This is a genomic window from Cellulomonas sp. PS-H5, from assembly GCF_019265565.1.
GTDB lineage: Bacteria > Actinomycetota > Actinomycetes > Actinomycetales > Cellulomonadaceae > Cellulomonas.
Window position 1 is genome coordinate 1 of the sequence record NZ_JAHVCI010000042.1, and the last position, 17,379, is coordinate 17,379.

A 17,379-nucleotide genomic window follows, 5' to 3' on the forward strand; every position below is an offset into this window, starting at 1 on the left:
CCCGCCCCCCCGAGCCGCGGCTGGACGCCGCCGCCCCCGGCGCCGCCCACGCCTCCGCGCCCGCCGCGACCCCCGCGCCGTGGCCCCGGCGCCGCCGTCACCGGCGTGGTCGTCGCGCTCATCCTCATCGGCCTGGCCGGTCTGCTCGCCGCCGAGCGCACGGGGGTCTACGACGGCCCGATCGCGGCCGTGGTCGTCGGCGGTGGCCTGGCCCTCGTCGGCCTGGCGATCATCGTCTCCGGGCTCCGCGGTCGCACCGCGGGCGGCCTGACCGCGCTGGCGATCGTCGGCATCGTCGTCGCCGGCCCCGCGGCCGTCGCGGACGACGCCCGCTGGGGCGACTGGGACCGCTGGGACAACGGCAGCGGGCCGGTGCAGAGCATCGACACCGCCGTGACCTCCCGGGCCGTGGCCGAGCGCGGCTACTCGTTCGGCGTCGGCGACGCCACGGTCGACCTCACCGGGGTCCCGCTCACCGACGACACCCTGACCGTGCCGATCAGCGGCGGTCTCGGCGACGTGACGGTCATCGTCCCCGAGGGCGCCGCGGTCGTCGCGGACGTCAGTTCCGGCGCGGGCAACGTCACCTGGAAGGTCGACGGCAAGAACGAGCGCAGCGACGGCGTCGGCCACGACCGCACCTTCACCAGCGAGGCCATGTCGGGCCGCGAGGGCGCCGAGATCGAGCTCACGGTCGAGGTCGGCGTCGGCAGCATCACCATCGAGGAGGACTGATGACCAGCACCGGCCCCGAGGCCCCACGTCCCGACGGCGCGGACGAGCCCGTCACCGAGCGCATCGCGCGCACCGACGCGGAGGCACCCGACGACGCCACCGAGCAGATCGACCGGGTCGACGCGGCTGCGGCCGCCGAGGACGCGGACGACGCCACCCAGCAGATCGACGCCGTCGGCGACACCGCGGTGATCGACACGCAGGACGCCGGGCGTCGGACCGACGCGGCGGACGACACCGCGGTGATCGAGACGCACGACGCCACCCAGCGGATCGACGCGGCCGGCGACACGGCGGTCATCGAGACGCACGACGCCACCCAGCGGATCGACGCGGCGGGCGACACGGCGGTCATCGAGACGCACGACGCCGGCCGTCGGACCGACGACACGGCGGGCGTCGCGACCCACGACGCGACGCAGCGGATCGACGCCGTGGGCGAGACCGCGCGCCTCGACACCGTCGCAGGGACCGCCCCGGCCGACGACGAACCGACCGCGACCGGTGCACCGCTGGCGCCCGCGCCACCGGTGCGGCAGTCGTCCTGGGCGGCAGCCCCGGCCACCGGCCCGTCGACCGGCCCGTCCCCGTACGGCTCCCCGGGCACGCCGGCGTACGGCGCACCCGCGGGCGGGGGCGCGGCATACGGCGCCCCCGCGTACGGCACCCCGGCGACGCCGGCCCCGGCCCCCGTGCCGGAGCCCGAGGACCGCGGCCCGCGGGCAGGCACCGTGGTGTGGGGCCTGATCGTCGCGGCGGTCGGCATCCTGGTGCTCGCCGTCGCGGCGGGCGTCAGCATCGACCTGCAGCTCGCGCTCATCGTGCTGCTGGCCGCGGCGGGCGTCGCCCTCCTGGTCGGCTCGCTCCTGACCGCGGGCCGCCGCAAGCGCCGCGAGCAGCGCGCCGCCCGCTGACCCCGGCGTCGCAGCCGGCGCACCGCCCGCGACGCCGGCGCACCGCCCACCGAGCAGTCGACGCGTCGAGCGAGTACTCCGCGAGTACTCGCTCGACGCCCCCCCCCCCCCCCCCGCCCCCCCCCCCCCCCCCCCCCCCCCCCCCCCCGCCCCGACTGCTCGCTCGGCGTCGGGTGGTTCCGGGGCGCGCTGAGCCTCCGAGACCGGGGCGCGAGATCGGCCTGTGGACGACCGCCGCGCCGCAGGTGCCGTCCGGCAGGGTGGAGGCATGGGCAGCGCCAGGGCACTCGCAGAACCGCGCGCAGCTGCCCTCGCCCCCGTCACCGCCGACGACGTGCGCGCGAGCGGACTGGCAGGGGAGGACCTCCGCCGCGCCGTGCGAGCAGGTGCGTTCGTGCGCGTCCGGCACGGCGCATACGTGCCCACCACGACCTGGGAGTCCGCCGACCGGGCCGAGCGTCACCGCCTCCTCGTCCGCGCCGCGGCCCGCAGCCTCGCAGCACCCGTGTTCGGGTACGAGTCGGCCGCCGCGATCTGGCGGCTCCCTCTGCTCGAGGGATGGCCGTCGGACGTGCAGGTCCTGATCCTGGACGCGCGGGGCACTCCTTCGACCCGCGGCGTGCGGCGACACCGAGTGACCACCCTCCCGGATGTGCGCGCCGTCGACGGCGTGACCGTCACGTCGCTCGCCCGCACCGTCGTCGACCTGTCCCGGACAGGGTCCTTCGCGCGCGGGCTCGCACTGGCCGACGACGCTCTGCACCGGCACCGGGTCGACCTGGACGACCTTGCCCGGGAGCTCGCCGCCGCGGGGAGCGGGCGCGGGGTCCGCGCGGCCCGCCGGGTGCTGGCCGAGGCGGACGCCGGTGCCGAGTCGCCCGGGGAGTCGCTGAGTCGTGCACGGATGATCGAGCTCGACCTGCCGCGGGCTGCGCTGCAGCGCGAGGTGCGCGACAGCAGCGGGCTCGTCGGTCGCGTCGACTTCCTCTGGGAGGAGCTCGGAGTCGTCGGCGAGTTCGACGGCCGGCTGAAGTACCGCGTGGACGGGGTCGGTGACAGCGCCGCCGTCGAGGACAGGGTGTGGGCGGAGAAACGCCGGGAGGACCGGATCCGCGCCACGGGCCTGCGGGTCGTCCGTTGGACGTGGCGCGACGCCCTCGACCCTGGCCGCCTGGCGCGCGTGCTCGCGACCGCCGGGGTCCGCCCCGCCCCCTGACGCACGGCCGGCGCGGCACCGCGCTCGGCCGCGCCGACCCGCCGGCGCCACCTCAGCCCGGCCGGCGCCATGCCGGCCCCACCGCACGGTCACGCCGCGCGCTTGCGTCACGCGCCGAGCGGGCACCCGACACGTCGAGCGGGTAGTCAGCGACTACTCGCTCGACGTGTCGACTACTCGCTCGGCGGCAGGTGCCGCGCGGCGCGCGCCGGGCGCGCGGCGGGCGCGCGCCCGAGGACGGCCGAGGGCCGGGACCCCCTCGGGGTCCCGGCCCTCGGCCGTGCGGTGCGCGGGTGTCAGGCCCGCACGTTCTCCTCCACGCCCGGCACGGTGCCAGTGGGGCGGGTGGTGTCCGTGGTCGCCACGGCCTTGCGGCCGGCGAGGGCGAACAGCGCCCAGCCGATGAGGATGAACATCACGCCGAGGCCCATGACCAGGGCGGCGACTCCGAAGGCCACGACCGAGGTGAACAGCGAGGCCCGCAGGAAGGACGCGTTCATCGCGACGTCGCGCAGCGGGTCGTCCTGGTCGAGCTCGGCGTAGGACTTGCCGCCGGTGGCCTCGAGGGCGTGGTGCTGGATGATGTCGGCCTGCGCGAACGCCGTCCACGGGCTGGTGACGGCCTGGCCGCCGAACGCGGCCGCGTCCTCCGAGACGGTGATGTTCTCGTCGGCGAGGTGGCTGGAGACGGAGCCCCAGGTGACGCCGCCGGCGATGATGAGGACGATGCCGGCGATCGCCGTGATGATGCCGATGACGCGAGCAGCCTTCGAGCCGCCCGTCGCTGCCACGGTTGCCATGGTCGTGTTCCCTTCCGATACCCCCGGTGCGGGACGACCGTCGGTCGACCCGGTGGAACCTGTGAGCCCCACGTGGAAGAGCCTGTCTCCCCCGTCAGCCGCGCCGTGGGACCAAGGTCACGAGACAGCCATCATCCGGGCTTGTGAAGCGGCGCACAAAGGCCGGATTTTCGCAGGTCGGGCCTTAGGTCCCCCCTCTAACACCTCGTCAGCCTAGGACATACGTCCTGGTCGAGGGCCCATCCGCGCCGAGTGAACGGCAGACGCACGACGGCCCGGCACCCCTGTCGGGGCACCGGGCCGTGGCACGTCAGCTCACTCCCACTCGATGGTGCCCGGCGGCTTGCTCGTGACGTCGAGCACCACGCGGTTGACCTCGGGGACCTCGTTGGTGATGCGGGTGGAGATCGTCGCCAGCACGTCGTACGGCAGGCGGGTCCAGTCGGCGGTCATGGCGTCCTCGGAGGACACGGGACGCAGCACGACGGGGTGGCCGTAGGTGCGGCCGTCGCCCTGCACGCCCACGGAGCGCACGTCGGCGAGCAGCACGACGGGGCACTGCCAGATGTCGCGGTCCAGGCCGGCGCGGGTGAGCTCCTCGCGGGCGATGACGTCCGCGGCACGGAGGACGTCGAGCCGCTCCTGGGTGACCTCGCCGATGATCCGGATGCCCAGGCCGGGGCCCGGGAACGGCTGGCGCCAGACGATCGCCTCCGGCACGCCGAGCTCGAGCCCGACGGCGCGGACCTCGTCCTTGAACAGGGCGCGCAGCGGCTCGACCAGCTCGAACTGCAGGTCGTCCGGCAGGCCGCCGACGTTGTGGTGGCTCTTGATGTTGGCCGCGCCCTCGCCGCCGCCGGACTCGACGACGTCCGGGTACAGGGTGCCCTGGACGAGGAACTTGACCTCGTCGCCGTGGGCGCCGGCCTCCTCGACGACCTCGCGCGCGGCGTCCTCGAACACGCGGATGAACTCGCGGCCGATGATCTTGCGCTTGGTCTCGGGGTCGGTGTGGCCCGCGAGCGCCTGCAGGAACCGCTCGCGCGCGTCGACGACCTTCAGGTTGACGCCGGTGGACGCGACGAAGTCCTGCTCGACCTGCTCGGCCTCGCCGGTGCGCAGCAGGCCGTGGTCGACGAACACGCAGGTGAGCTGGTCGCCGACGGCCTTCTGCACGAGCGCCGCCGCGACCGACGAGTCGACGCCGCCGGACAGGCCGCAGATGACGCGGGCGCTGCCGACCTGGGCGCGGATCCGCTCGACCTGGTCGGCGATCACGTTGCCCGGGTTCCAGTCGGGCGCCAGGCCGGCGCCCTCGTAGAGGAAGTGCTCGAGCGTGCGCTGGCCGAGCGGCGAGTGCTTGACCTCGGGGTGCCACTGCACGCCGAACAGCCGGCGGCCGCGGTCCTCGAACGCGGCGACCGGGGAGCCGGCCGACGTCGCGAGCACCTCGAAGCCCTCGGGCGCGGCGTGCACGGCGTCGCCGTGGCTCATCCAGACGGTCTGCTGCTCGGGGCTGTCCGCGAGGACGGTGCCGTTCGCGACGACCTCGACCGGGGTGCCGCCGTACTCGCGGTTGCCGGTCTGGGCGACCTCGCCGCCGAGGGCCTTGGCCATCGCCTGGAAGCCGTAGCAGATGCCGAGCACCGGGACGCCGGCCTCGAACAGGGCCGGGTCGACGAACGGGGCGCCCTCGGCGTACACCGAGGAGGGTCCGCCGGACAGGATGATCGCCGACGGGTCCTTGGCCAGCATGTCCTGCACCGAGGCCGTGTGCGGCACGATCTCGGAGTAGACGCTCGCCTCGCGGACGCGGCGCGCGATGAGCTGCGCGTACTGCGCGCCGAAGTCGACGACGAGGACGGGACGGGGCGAGTCGGTGGGCGGCGGCGCGGGCGTGTCGGGAGCGTCGGTCACCCCACCAGGGTAGTGCGCCCCGCCGACAGCCCGGGACGCGCCGGGACGCCCCGGCGACCCCGCGGGGCGGCCGCCTCAGGAGCCGGAGCGCTCACCGATCCGGCGCTGCCGGCTGATCTCCTTGCGGAGGCTCTCGTGGAAGTCCTCGGCGACGGCGAGCTGCTCGCGCAGCGCCCGGGACCGCTCCTCCGCGGCCAGCCGGTACATCCGCAGGCGCTCCAGCAGGGCCTCGTGCTCCTCGGCGTCGATGCCCGGCTCGTTGATCCGGTCGAGCACGCCGAGCAGGTCGCCCATCTCGTCGAGGGAGAAGTCGAGCGGCTTCATGCGCTTGATCAGCTCCAGCCGTGCGATGTCGGGCTCGGTGTAGAGGCGGAAGCCGCCGTGCGTGCGGGCCGAGGGCCGGACCAGGCCGACCTCCCCGTAGTACCGGATGGTCCGCAGCGACAGGCCGGTGCGCTCGGCGACCTCGCCGATCTGCATGTGGTGCAGGCTCACGGCCACCTCCTTCCGCACCGGGCGGCGTCAGCATAGCCACGCGGGGTCGGCGCCGGCCGGACCGACGTCCCGGCGCCGCCGGGCGTCGCGACCCGGACGCGCGCCCCCACCCTCCTGTCACGTGAGCGTCGGGTCACGGTGTGAAGATCCGGTGCGGGACCTCGCCCGCACGGCGCAGCGCCCTTCTCAAACCTCGCAAAGCGGACATACCTTCCGTTACGTGAGGGATGACGCACCGGCGACCGCGCCGACGACGACCACCGGCACCGGCCTGCCCGGCACGGGCCTGGCGTCGCCGGTGCCCGGCTCCCCCGCCCCGGGCACCCCCGCCCGGCCCGCGCGGCTGCCCGGCCTCGACGCGCTCCGCGGCCTGGCGGTCGGCCTGGTGCTGCTGAACCACGCCGCGCCCGACGTGTTCGGCGCCGCCGGCGTCCTGGGCGTCACGGTGTTCTTCGCCCTGTCGGGCTGGCTCATCACCGGCGTCCTGATGCGCGACCTCGACCGCGGCGGGCGGATCCGGTTCGGCCGGTTCTACGGCCACCGCCTGCTCCGGCTCTACCCGCCGCTGCTGCTGATGCTCGCGGGCTACGTCGTCGTCGAGGGCGCGTTCGACCTGCTCGGCCAGGCGCACCTGGTGCCGGAGACCCTGGTCGCCGCGCTGACGTACACGATCAACATCCCGGGCCTGCCGCACGGCAGCGAGTCGGTCTACCACTTCTGGACCCTCGCCGCGGAGGAGCAGTTCTACCTCGTGTGGCCCCTGGTGCTGGCCTGGGCGTGGCGGCGCGGGTGGCTGCGCGCCACCACCGGCGTCGCCGTCGCCGCGGCGCTGGCCGCCTGCATGGTGACGCTCCTGCTCGTCGTGCCGGACGTGGCCCGGGTGTACGCCCTGCCGACCTCGTGGGGGGCGGCGCTGCTCATCGGCTGCGCGGGGTACCTGGGGCGCACCGCGCTGGCCGCCCGGCTGCCGCAGACGGTCCGCGCCCGTCGGGCGGTGCAGGCCGGGATCGTGGTGGCGCTGCTCGGCGGCACGCTGCTCACCGGGCTGGCCGGGCACACCGCCTGGTACCTGCTGGGCGTCCCCGCGGTGGCCGTCGCCACCGTCGTGCTGATCAGCTACGTCGGGGGCTGGCGGACGCTGCCGTCGCGCTGGCTCCGGCCCTCGGTCGCGCTCGGCACGGTGTCGTACGCGGCGTACCTCTGGAACGGCGCGGTCGTGCGCTGGCTCGGGCACCCCGACGACCTCGGCGGGATCGCGCTCGGCGTCGGGCTGACCCTGCTGGCGGCGACCGCGAGCTGGTGGCTGGTCGAGCGCCCCGTGGCCCGGTGGCGCGCGCGCCGGTCGGCGGCCGCCGCTGCCTGACCCGGCGGCGGCTCAGCCCAGGCGGGCCTGCGCGTCGGCGTGCACCCGGCGCTCGAGGATGAACGACATGACCGGCACGACGCCCGCGAGCGCCATCGTCACGAGCCGGCCCAGCGACCAGCGCATCGCCGACCACAGCTGCACGACCGTGAACAGGTACACCACGTAGATCCAGCCGTGCACGATCGCGATCCAGGTGCCCAGCACCGGCAGCGGCGACCCGGTCGCCGGGTCGATGCCGTTGGCGTGGAACACGTACTTGAGCACCATCTCGAGGCACAGCACCAGCAGCATCGTGCCCGTGACGAACGCCATCACGCGGTAGCGCGTCAGCCGGCCGGCCGCGGCCGGGTGCACGGGGGCCGGGCGCGCCGCAGCGGCGGCGGGGGCGGGCGTGGGCTGGCCGGTGGGCTCGGTCATCGCAGCAGGTCTCCTCGGGCGGGGGCGGGACGCTCCGACGATTCTCGCTCACGCGGCGGGCGACGTGGCCGACGGCGGCGCCCCGGGGCGGCGTCCACCGGTCAAAACGCTTGCCGCTGTGTCGGGGGTCACCCGTAGCGTTGACCGACGTGCGACCCCTCCCCCAGCCCGACCCCGGCCGACCGCCGCTGACCGGCCCCTGGCGCCTCATGCTCTGGCAGGGGCGCCGGCAGCTCGGCGTGCTCGCGGGCGCGACCGCGGTCGCCGTCGTCGGCAACGTGGCCGCCGCCCTGCTCCCGTGGCAGCTCGGGCGCGTCGTCGACGACGGGCTCGACGACGGCCTGGGCGCCGCGCTGTGGCTCGGCTGCCTCGGGGTGTTCGCGCTCGGCATGGTGCAGGTCGGCACGAACGTGTGGGGCCACCGGCTCGACGTCGAGAACTGGCTGCGCGCCGCGTTCGCGTCCTCGCAGCAGGTCGGCCACCACGTGACCCGGACCGGCGACGCCGTGACCGACGAGCTCCCGACCGGCGAGGTCGTCGCGACGGTCGCCTCCGACGCGCTCCGGATGGGCGAGGTGTACGCGATCCTGCCCCGGCTGGTCGGCGGCATCGCGGCCTACCTGGTGCTCGGCGCGGTGCTGCTGAGCACGTCCGTGCCGCTCGGCCTGCTGGTGCTGCTGGGCCTGCCGGTCGTCGTCGCGGTGCTGTCGCTGCTCGTCCGCCCGCTGCAGCGGCGGCAGGCGGAGCAGCGCGAGGCGACCGGGCGGCTCACCACCCTCGGCGCGGACACCGTCTCCGGCCTGCGGATCCTGCGCGGCATCGGAGGCGAGGACGTGTTCTCCGGCCGGTACCGGGCGCAGTCGCAGCAGGTGCGCGCCGCGGGCGTGCGGGTGTCGCAGACCCAGTCGCTGCTCGACGCGCTGCAGACGCTGCTGCCCGGGCTGTTCCTGGCGGTGGTCGTGTGGGCCGGGGCGCGGCTCGCGATCAGCGGCGACATCACGCCGGGCCAGCTCGTCGCGTTCTACGGCTTCGCGGCGTTCCTCACCCAGCCGCTGTGGACCGCGAGCGAGGCGATCCGCGTGGTCACCCGCGCGGTGGTCGGCGCGCGCAAGATCATCCGCGTGCTGTCCGTGCGCGTCGCGGGCTCCGACGACCCCGCGGCCCCGGCGCCGTCGCCCGCCGCCGGCGAGCCGCTCGTAGACGAGGGCAGCGGGCTGGTCGTGCGGCCGGGCCGGATCACCGCGCTGGTGAGCGCCGACCCGGACGAGACGGCGCGGCTCGCGCTGCGGCTGGGCCGGCTCGGTCCGGCGCGGCACGGCGGGGCGGACGACGAGGACCTCGACGACTCCGGCCAGGACGGGACGCTGGTCGACGCGCGCGAGGCCGCGCCCGACCCCGGGCTGTCCCGCGTCCGCTGGGGTCGGGCCCTGCTCACCGAGCTCGGCCTCGCCGAGGTCCGGGACCGCGTCGTGGTCGCCGAGTCGACCCCGCACCTGTTCACCGGCCTGCTGGCCGACGAGCTCGACGTGCGCGGCGGCGCCGACCGCGAGGCCCTGCTCGAGGCCATGCGCGTCGCCGACGCGGGCGACGTGCTCGACTCGGTGCCCGGCGGCCTGGACGGCGAGGTCGAGGAGAAGGGCCGCTCGCTCTCGGGCGGGCAGCGGCAGCGCGTCGCCCTCGCCCGCGCTCTGCTCACCGGCGCGGAGGTGCTCGTGCTGATCGAGCCGACCAGCGCCGTCGACGCCCACACCGAGGCGCGGATCGCCCGCCGGCTCGCCGACGCCCGCCGCGGCGCGACGACGGTCGTCGTGACCGCCAGCCCGCTGGTGCTCGACGTCGTCGACGAGGTGGCGCTGGTCGCCGGCGGGCGGGTCGTCGCGACCGGCACGCACCGCGACCTCGTCACGGCGCGCGACGCGACCGGCGCTGCCTACCGCGCGGTGGTGTCCCGCGCGGAGGACGACCACGCCGAGGACCCGCGCGCCGGGACGTCCACGGACGACGCGAACGCCACGACCACGACCACCGCCACGACCGACGAGGAGGACCGCCGTGAAGCTGCCCGTCGCTGACGCCCCCGCGCTGCGCCGGCACACCGCCGCGCTGCTCCGCCGGCACCGCCGCGGCCTCGGCGTCGTGGTGCTGCTGCACGTGCTCGCCGCCACCGCCGGCCTGGCCGGCCCGTGGCTGCTCGGCCGCCTGGTCGACGCGGTGGTCTCCGGCACCACCACGTCGGTCGTCGACCGGACGGTCCTCGTCCTGGTCGTGGCCGTGCTCGCCCAGACCGTGCTCATCCGGTACGCCCAGCGCGCCGCGATGGTCCTCGGCGAGTCGGTGTTCGCCGAGCTCCGCGAGGAGTTCGTCGCCACGGTGACCCGCCTGCCGCTGTCCACGGTCGAGCGCGCCGGCACCGGCGACCTCGTCGCGCGCACCACCACCGACATCGACCGCGTCCAGTACACAGTCCGGTTCGGCGTGCCCCGCCTGCTGGTCACGGCCGCGACGATCGTGCTCACGCTGGTCGCCGCGTTCGCCACGAACGCGCTGGTCGCCATCGGCCTGCTCGCGGGCGTGCCGCTGCTGCTGGCGGTGACGCGGTGGTACCTGCGCCGCGCGGCCCCGGCCTACCTGCGCGAGTCCGCCGCGTACGCCACGCTCAACGGCACCATCACGGAGTCCGTCGAGGGCGCGCGCACCGTCGACGCCCTGGGCCTCGGCGCGCGCCGCCGCGCCCGGGTGGACGCCGACCTGCGCGAGGCGTTCGCGGCCGAGAGCGCCACGCTCAACCTGCGCTCGGTGCTGTTCCCCGGCGTCGACACGTCGTTCGTGCTGCCGGTCGTCGCGGTGCTCGCCTGGGGCGCGTACCTCATCTCGACGGGCCACGCCACGATCGGCGCGGTCACGACCATCGCGCTCTACGCGACGCAGATCATCCACCCGATCGGCGAGCTCATCTTCTGGCTCGACGAGATCCAGGTCGGCGCGACCTCGCTGGCCCGGATCCTCGGCGTCGCCGACGTCGCCCCCGACCGCACCGCGCGCGACGCGCGGCCGGCGGGCTCGGACGTGACGGCCCGCGCGGTCCGGTACGCCTACCGCGAGGGCCACGACGTGCTGCACGGCATCGACCTGGGCCTGCGCCCGGGCGAGCGGCTCGCGGTCGTCGGACCGTCCGGCGCGGGCAAGTCGACGCTCGGCCGGATGCTCGCCGGGATCCACCCGCCCACGGGCGGGTCGGTCACCGTGGGCGAGGTGCCGCTGGTCGACCTGCCGCTGGACGAGCTGCGCGGCCACGTCGCCCTGGTCACCCAGGAGCACCACGTCTTCGTCGGCCCGCTCGCGGACAACCTGCGGCTCGCCGACCCCGAGGCCGACGACGCGGCGCTCGAGCGGGCGCTGCGCGCGGTCGACGCGTGGGACTGGGTGCGGGCGCTGCCCGAGGGCCTCGCCACGCCGGTCGGCTCCGGCGGCACCGCGCTGACCCCGGCGCAGGCGCAGCAGATCGCCCTCGCCCGGCTCGTGCTGCTCGACCCGCACACCCTCGTGCTCGACGAGGCGACCTCGCTCCTCGACCCGCGCGCCGCCCGGCACCTGGAGCGGTCGCTCTCCGCCGTGCTCGAGGGCCGCACGGTCGTCGCGATCGCGCACCGGTTGCACACCGCCCACGACGCGGACCGGGTCGCCGTCGTCGACGCGGGCCGGATCAGCGAGATCGGGCCGCACGACGAGCTGGTCGCCGCCGGCGGGGACTACGCCTCGCTCTGGCACTCCTGGCAGCGGGAGTAGCGCGATGACCGTCCGCACGGGCGACACCTCGCGCGTGTTCGGTGTTCGGTATTGACCGAACACCGAACACGGGCCACGATGAGGGAGTGGCATCCGAGAAAGCCGTCCTCGACCTCGCGGAGGCCCTCCGCGGCCTCGGCGTCGATGTCCGCACGGTCGACACCGTGGGGGACGTCGGGCACGACCTCGTTCTCGACCCTGGGTCCACGCCGATCTGGGTCGCGCACCGCTCGCTCGTCGACGAGCTCGTCGCGTCACGACTGCTCGCCGACGTCGGCGGGCGTGACGGAATGCTCGTGGTGGTCTCCGACCGGATCACCGCAGCCGCGCGCCGCACGCTCATCGAGGGCACCGCGGGCTACTACGACGGCCGCGGCCACATCTCGCTGCGCACCCCGCACCTCGTGATCGACGCGGACGTCGACCCGTTCTCCGCGCGGACCGACCGTGTGGACCCTCTGGGGGGTGCAGCAGGCCTCGAGATCGGAGCCGCCCTCCTCGTCTCGCCGATCTCCGGAACACCGGTGCGCCGGCTCGCCCGTGAGACCGGGCGCTCGCCGAGCACGGTCTCCGACGTGCTCAGAGGGCTTCGGCAGGACGGCCTGGTCGACGAGGAGCACCGCGTGGTCAGCACCGACCTGTTCTGGAGGGTGGCGGAGCGCTGGCGTCCGACCCGCACCTACCTGGCCGAGCTCCCCCCTGCCGGCCAGGCGGCACGGATCACCGGACCGCTCCGCCTCGGGCTCGACGCCCCGGAGCAGACGCCCGGCTGGGCGCTCACCGAGTCCGCGGCGGCCGCCGCCTACGACGCCCCCGTGGCGGTGCGGTCCGACCAACCCCTGGAGTTCCACGTCCCGGACGCAGCCGTAGTCCGACGGGCCGAACAGCTCCTCGGCGTGGCGTCGTCGCCGGCACGGGCGGCGTGCGCGGTGCGCGTGGCCCCGGTGCCCGCCGTCTGCTCGCGTCGTGTCGACACCGCGGCGAACCCCTTCGCGTGGCCGCTCGCCCACCCGGTCTTCGTCGCCCTCGACCTCGCGCAGGACCGCGGGCGCGGCCACGAGGTCCTGGACGCGTGGACACCGGCGGGGTGGCCTCGTGTCTGGTGAGCCCGTGTCCTTCATCGGCGACGGCATGGCCGGCGTCGTGCAGGCCGTCGCCAATGTGACCGCGCTGATCGGCCGTCCACCGGTGGTCGTCGGCGGGCTCGCCGTCATGTGCCGGCTGTCGTCGCCCTACCGCGCGACGACCGACCTGGACCTGGTGGACCGGCTCCGCGGCCCCGCGCCGCACCTGCAGGTTCTCCGCGCGGGCGAGGGCGCTGAGGCCGAACAGCCGGCTGCCGTCCTGCTCCCCACCCGGTTCGGCCCGGTGAAGGTGGACGTCCTCGAGGTCCGGCAGGTCGAGATCGACGAGCCGAGCGACGACCCTGGTGACCGGCTGCACGCCTCGTCGCACGCGTGGGCCGACGACACCGCCACCCCGGTCACGATCGAGGTCCAGCACAGCCGGGGCGGCGAGCCCGTCCGCGTCACGACGCCGGTCGCCGAGCCCGGGCCGCTCGTGGCGATGAAGCTGCAGGCGGTCATGAACCGGGCCGCCGCGAAGCAGGGGACAGACCTGCAGGACGTCGTCCGTCTTGCCCTCGATCCGGCGGTGCGGGACCGCCTGCTCGACCAGATCGAGGGCTGTGATCGCCAGATGGCCGCCGACATCGCCACGCACGTCGACCTGTGGCTCGTCCGTCGGCGCGACGCCTCGTTGCGCTGGATCCACGCGACGGCCGGGGGCGACCTCACACGGGACGACCTCGATCTCGCGGCCGAGCTGCTCCTCGACGCGACTGTCGGGTAGGGGCGGCACCGAGCGCTCGTGCGCGATCGATCCGGGCGGCGAGTTCAGGCCAGGCGCGAGCTGTCAGCGGCAGGATCGTCCGGCCGCCGCCCCGCCGCCGGCTCCTCCTCCGGGTCGAACGCCCCCGACAGCCGCAGCACCTCGTCCTTGAGCAGCCGCACCCACAGGAACACCGCGAACCCGCCGAACACGAACCACTGCGCGGCGTACCCGAGGTTCTGGATGTTGAGCCCGGTCCCCGACCGCGTGGGCGGCGGCAGCAGCTCGATCGTCACGTCCTGCGCGGGCTGCGAGCTGGTCAGCACGGCGTAGCCGGTCCAGATCGGCCCGCCCCACACGCCGAGCAGCTCGGCGGACGAGATCGAGTCGGTCGTCCCGGCGGCCTGCGTCCCGTGCTCGGCGCCGGAGTCCTCGGAGGCCTGCAGGTACCCCGTCACCGTCACGGTCCCGGAGGGCACCTCGAGTCCCGGCGCCGCGGGGTCGTCGGACGCGACCCAGCCGCGCACCACCGGCAGCACGGCCCCGTCGACGGCCGGGTCGTCGGACGCCACCCGCAGGGGCGTCAGCACCAGCGAGCCCGTCCGGCCGTCCAGCGCGCGGTCGCGCACCAGCAGCTGCCCGTCGGCCTCGTACTGGCCCGTCACCTCGACGCGGCGCCCGACCAGCGCGCCCTCGAAGGTCGTCTGCGGCAGCAGCACCTCGGCGATCGGCACGGGCTCCTGGGCCTCGACCTCGGCGAGCTTCGCGGCCTGCGCGGCGGCGCCCCGCACCTCCGCGCGCTCGAGCTGCCAGGCGCCGAGCCGCCCGCAGACGGCGGCGACGGCGAGGAACAGCACGAGCAGCCCGATCATCCGGGGCGTGCGGGCGACCCGCCACAGCGTCGGCGGCGGCTCCGCGGGCGGGGTCGGGGGCACCCCGTCACGGTACCCGGCGCGGCTGGGCGAGCGTTCCCCGCGACCGCCCCGGAGGCGCCTCGTCGCAGGTGACGCGGCCCACAGCCGCCCGGCGACCCAGGCCTGGTGCGCCCGGAAGGGGGATGGGGTTGGATGGTTGACGGCCGCCTCGCGCGGCCACGGGGCGCCCCTAGGTCGGACGTCCCGGCTCGCGACGCGAGGCGCCGCAAGGCTGGTGTGGCCCGGCGGGGGGTGCTCGACCGGGCCCACGGCACATCCGTGGTTCTGCGAAACGGGGAGAGAGCATGACTACGACGACGTCGAGGCCCGAGACCTGGCGGGCCGGTTCCGGCCAGCCGGTGTCGGACGAGACGCTCCGACGGATCGACGCCTGGTGGCGGACGGCCAACTACCTGTCGGTCGGGCAGATCTACCTGCTGGCCAACCCGCTGCTGCGCGAGCCGCTGACCAAGGACCACGTGAAGCCGCGGCTCCTCGGTCACTGGGGCACGACGCCGGGTCTGAACTTCCTGTACGCGCACCTGAACCGCGTGATCGCGGAGCGCCAGCAGTCGACGCTCTACCTGACCGGCCCCGGCCACGGCGGCCCGGGCCTGGTCGCCAGCGCCTACCTGGACGGCACGTACTCCGAGGTCTACTCGGACATCACGCCGGACGAGGAGGGCGTGCGCCGCCTGTTCCGCCAGTTCTCCTTCCCGGGCGGCATCCCGTCGCACGTGGCCCCGGAGACCCCCGGGTCGATCCACGAGGGCGGCGAGCTCGGCTACGCGCTGTCCCACGCGTACGGCGCGGCGTTCGACAACCCGGACCTGCTGGTCGCGGCGGTCGTCGGCGACGGCGAGGCCGAGACCGGCCCGCTGGCGACGTCCTGGCACTCGAACAAGTTCATCGACCCGGCCAAGGACGGCGTCGTGCTGCCGATCCTGCACCTCAACGGGTACAAGATCGCGAACCCGACCGTGCTGGCGCGGATCCCGGAGTCCGAGCTCCTCGACCTCATGCGCGGGTACGGCCACAAGCCGCACCTGTTCGTCGGCGGCTTCGACGGCGAGGACCACGCGGCCGTGCACGCCCGGTTCGCCGAGCTGCTCGACGTCGTGCTGGACGAGATCGCCGAGATCAAGGCGCGCGCCGCCGCGGGCGACGAGTCCCGCCCGGCCTGGCCGATGATCGTCTTCAAGACCCCCAAGGGCTGGACCTGCCCGCCGGTCATCGACGACAAGCAGGTCGAGAACTCCTGGCGCTCGCACCAGGTCCCGCTGGCCAGCGCCCGCGACACCGACGAGCACCTCCAGGTCCTCGAGGGCTGGCTCCAGTCCTACCGCCCGGAGGAGCTGTTCGAGGCGGACGGCTCGGTCAAGGCGGACATCACCGCCCTGTCCCCCGGCGGCACCCTCCGCATGAGCGACAACCCGCACGCCAACGGCGGCCTGCTGCTCAAGGACCTGCGGCTGCCCGACTTCCGCGACTTCGCGGTCGAGGTGCCGGTGCCCGGCGGCTCGATCTCCGAGGCCACCCGCGAGCTCGGCAAGTACCTCACCGAGGTCATCCGGCGGAACCCGGACAACTTCCGGATCTTCGGCCCTGACGAGACGGCGTCCAACCGCCTGCAGGCCGTGTTCGACGTGACGAACAAGCAGTGGAACGCCGAGTACCTGCCGACCGACGTCGACGACCACCTGGCCCGCATGGGCCGCGTCGTCGAGATGCTGTCCGAGCACCAGTGCCAGGGCTGGCTCGAGGGCTACCTGCTGACGGGCCGCCACGGCCTGATCACCAGCTACGAGGCCTTCATCCACATCGTCGACTCGATGTTCAACCAGCACGCGAAGTGGCTCAAGGTCACCAACCACATCCCGTGGCGCCGGCCGATCGCGTCGCTGAACTACCTGCTGTCCAGCCACGTGTGGCGTCAGGACCACAACGGGTTCAGCCACCAGGACCCGGGCTTCATCGACCACGTGGTCAACAAGAAGGCCGAGATCGTCCGGGTGTACCTGCCGCCGGACGCGAACACCCTGCTGTCGACGTACGACCACTGCCTGCGCAGCCGGCAGTACGTCAACGTCGTGGTGTCCGGCAAGCAGCCCGCGCCGAACTTCCTGTCGATGGACGAGGCCGTCGCGCACTGCACCCGCGGCCTGGGCATCTGGGAGTGGGCGGGCACCGAGGTCGAGGGCGAGGACCCGGACGTCGTCCTCGGCTGCGCCGGCGACGTGCCGACCCTGGAGGTGCTGGCGGCGGCGCACATCCTGCGCGAGGAGCTGCCGGACCTCAAGGTGCGCGTGGTCAACGTCGTCGACCTCATGCGGCTGCAGGACGAGCGGGAGCACCCGCACGGCCTGTCGGACCGCGACTTCAACACGCTGTTCACGACGGACAAGCCGATCGTGTTCGCGTACCACGGCTACCCGTGGCTGATCCACCGCCTGACGTACCGCCGCAAGGGGCACAAGAACCTGCACGTGCGGGGGTACAAGGAGGAGGGCACGACCACCACGCCGTTCGACATGGTCATGCTCAACGACCTGGACCGGTTCCACCTGGTGATCGACGTCATCGACCAGGTGCCGTCGCTCGGCTCGAAGTACGCGGGCCTGCGGCAGCGCATGGTCGACGCGCGGCTCCGCGCCCACGACTACACCCGCAAGCACGGGGAGGACCTCCCCGAGGTGCGCGACTGGGTGTGGCCGGACGCCGGCGAGACCGGCACCGAGGAGGGCGGCCCCCAGCAGTCCACCGCCACGCTGTCGACGGGCGGCGACAACGAGTAGTCCCGACGTGGCCGATGGCCCGCACCACCCGGTGCGGGCCATCGGTCTTCTGGGACCTAGGTCACACGGGGCGGCCGTCGGACGGCCGGGAGGGACCCCGGGTGGCCCGCGTCACCCGGGCTGAGGCGCCACTCACCGGCGTGCGTCCGGCAGAATTCATCCCACCACCTGACGGCCGGCGACCCCGGCCCAAG

14 protein-coding genes and 1 pseudogene are annotated in these 17,379 nt (G+C 74.8%); 10 read left to right on the forward strand and 5 right to left on the reverse strand.

The annotated features are described in order from the left end of the window. The first annotated feature begins 105 nt into the window (after nt 1-105). From J5O08_RS14915 to J5O08_RS14925, 4 genes and pseudogenes are all read left to right on the forward strand, one after another. The gene (locus tag J5O08_RS14915; RefSeq protein ID WP_218707671.1) at nt 106-735 is read left to right on the forward strand and encodes a LiaF domain-containing protein; all 630 of its coding nucleotides are present in this window, start codon (nt 106-108) and stop codon (nt 733-735) included. Continuing rightward, a complete protein-coding gene (locus tag J5O08_RS21075; RefSeq protein WP_255589982.1) occupies nt 735-1,649 on the forward strand; it encodes a hypothetical protein in 915 nt (304 codons plus the stop codon). Before J5O08_RS14915 ends, J5O08_RS21075 begins: the two co-directional genes overlap by 1 nt. Before the next feature lie 268 nt (nt 1,650-1,917). Next, nucleotides 1,918-2,061 (forward strand): annotated as a pseudogene (locus J5O08_RS21870) (type IV toxin-antitoxin system AbiEi family antitoxin domain-containing protein); the annotation flags it as partial. Nucleotides 2,062-2,067: 6 nt separating this feature from the next. Further along, entirely contained in the window at nt 2,068-2,865 is a 798-nt protein-coding gene (locus J5O08_RS14925) for a hypothetical protein (protein WP_255589983.1), read from the forward strand. 296 nt (nt 2,866-3,161) lie between these two features. On the opposite strand, the gene J5O08_RS14930 is transcribed toward J5O08_RS14925, so the two are convergent. The 3 genes from J5O08_RS14930 to J5O08_RS14940 form a co-directional block, all read right to left on the reverse strand. Continuing rightward, nucleotides 3,162-3,665, reverse strand: coding sequence for an aromatic ring-opening dioxygenase LigA (locus J5O08_RS14930; protein WP_255589984.1), 504 nt, complete (start codon nt 3,663-3,665; stop codon nt 3,162-3,164). A gap of 315 nt (nt 3,666-3,980) precedes the next feature. Continuing rightward, nucleotides 3,981-5,582 carry a glutamine-hydrolyzing GMP synthase gene (gene guaA, locus J5O08_RS14935; RefSeq protein ID WP_218707673.1) on the reverse strand — a complete coding sequence of 534 codons (1,602 nt, stop codon included), beginning with the start codon at nt 5,580-5,582 and terminating at the stop codon, nt 3,981-3,983. Nucleotides 5,583-5,657: 75 nt separating this feature from the next. After that, the gene (locus tag J5O08_RS14940; RefSeq protein ID WP_158374208.1) at nt 5,658-6,062 is read right to left on the reverse strand and encodes a MerR family transcriptional regulator; all 405 of its coding nucleotides are present in this window, start codon (nt 6,060-6,062) and stop codon (nt 5,658-5,660) included. Nucleotides 6,063-6,297: 235 nt separating this feature from the next. Between J5O08_RS14940 and J5O08_RS14945 the strand changes: the two genes are divergently transcribed. Next, complete coding sequence (locus tag J5O08_RS14945) at nt 6,298-7,440, forward strand: acyltransferase (RefSeq protein ID WP_308281643.1); 1,143 nt, start codon at nt 6,298-6,300, stop codon at nt 7,438-7,440. A 12-nt stretch (nt 7,441-7,452) separates the two neighbouring features. On the opposite strand, the gene J5O08_RS14950 is transcribed toward J5O08_RS14945, so the two are convergent. Then, nucleotides 7,453-7,860, reverse strand: coding sequence for a DUF3817 domain-containing protein (locus tag J5O08_RS14950; protein ID WP_218707675.1), 408 nt, complete (start codon nt 7,858-7,860; stop codon nt 7,453-7,455). Nucleotides 7,861-8,009: 149 nt separating this feature from the next. On the opposite strand from J5O08_RS14950, the gene J5O08_RS21365 reads away from it, so the two are divergent. From J5O08_RS21365 to J5O08_RS14970, 4 genes are all read left to right on the forward strand, one after another. Continuing rightward, complete coding sequence (locus J5O08_RS21365; protein ID WP_308281644.1) at nt 8,010-9,932, forward strand: ABC transporter ATP-binding protein; 1,923 nt, start codon at nt 8,010-8,012, stop codon at nt 9,930-9,932. Then, on the forward strand, nt 9,913-11,646 hold the full coding sequence (locus J5O08_RS14960; protein ID WP_218707677.1) for an ABC transporter ATP-binding protein: 1,734 nt from the start codon (nt 9,913-9,915) through the stop codon (nt 11,644-11,646). Before J5O08_RS21365 ends, J5O08_RS14960 begins: the two co-directional genes overlap by 20 nt. 86 nt (nt 11,647-11,732) lie before the next feature. Next, nucleotides 11,733-12,752, forward strand: a complete 1,020-nt coding sequence (locus J5O08_RS14965) for a transcriptional regulator (protein ID WP_218707678.1) — start codon at nt 11,733-11,735, stop codon at nt 12,750-12,752. Nucleotides 12,753-12,756: 4 nt separating this feature from the next. Then, nucleotides 12,757-13,497: a prevent-host-death protein gene (locus J5O08_RS14970; RefSeq protein ID WP_308281645.1), complete on the forward strand. Its 741-nt coding sequence runs from the start codon at nt 12,757-12,759 to the stop codon at nt 13,495-13,497. A gap of 44 nt (nt 13,498-13,541) precedes the next feature. Here the strand turns inward: J5O08_RS14970 and J5O08_RS14975 are convergent, their stop codons facing one another. Next, a complete protein-coding gene (locus J5O08_RS14975; protein WP_308281646.1) occupies nt 13,542-14,411 on the reverse strand; it encodes an SURF1 family protein in 870 nt (289 codons plus the stop codon). A 284-nt stretch (nt 14,412-14,695) separates the two neighbouring features. Between J5O08_RS14975 and J5O08_RS14980 the strand changes: the two genes are divergently transcribed. Next, nucleotides 14,696-17,185 carry a phosphoketolase gene (locus tag J5O08_RS14980; protein WP_218707680.1) on the forward strand — a complete coding sequence of 830 codons (2,490 nt, stop codon included), beginning with the start codon at nt 14,696-14,698 and terminating at the stop codon, nt 17,183-17,185. Nucleotides 17,186-17,379: the final 194 nt, after the last annotated feature.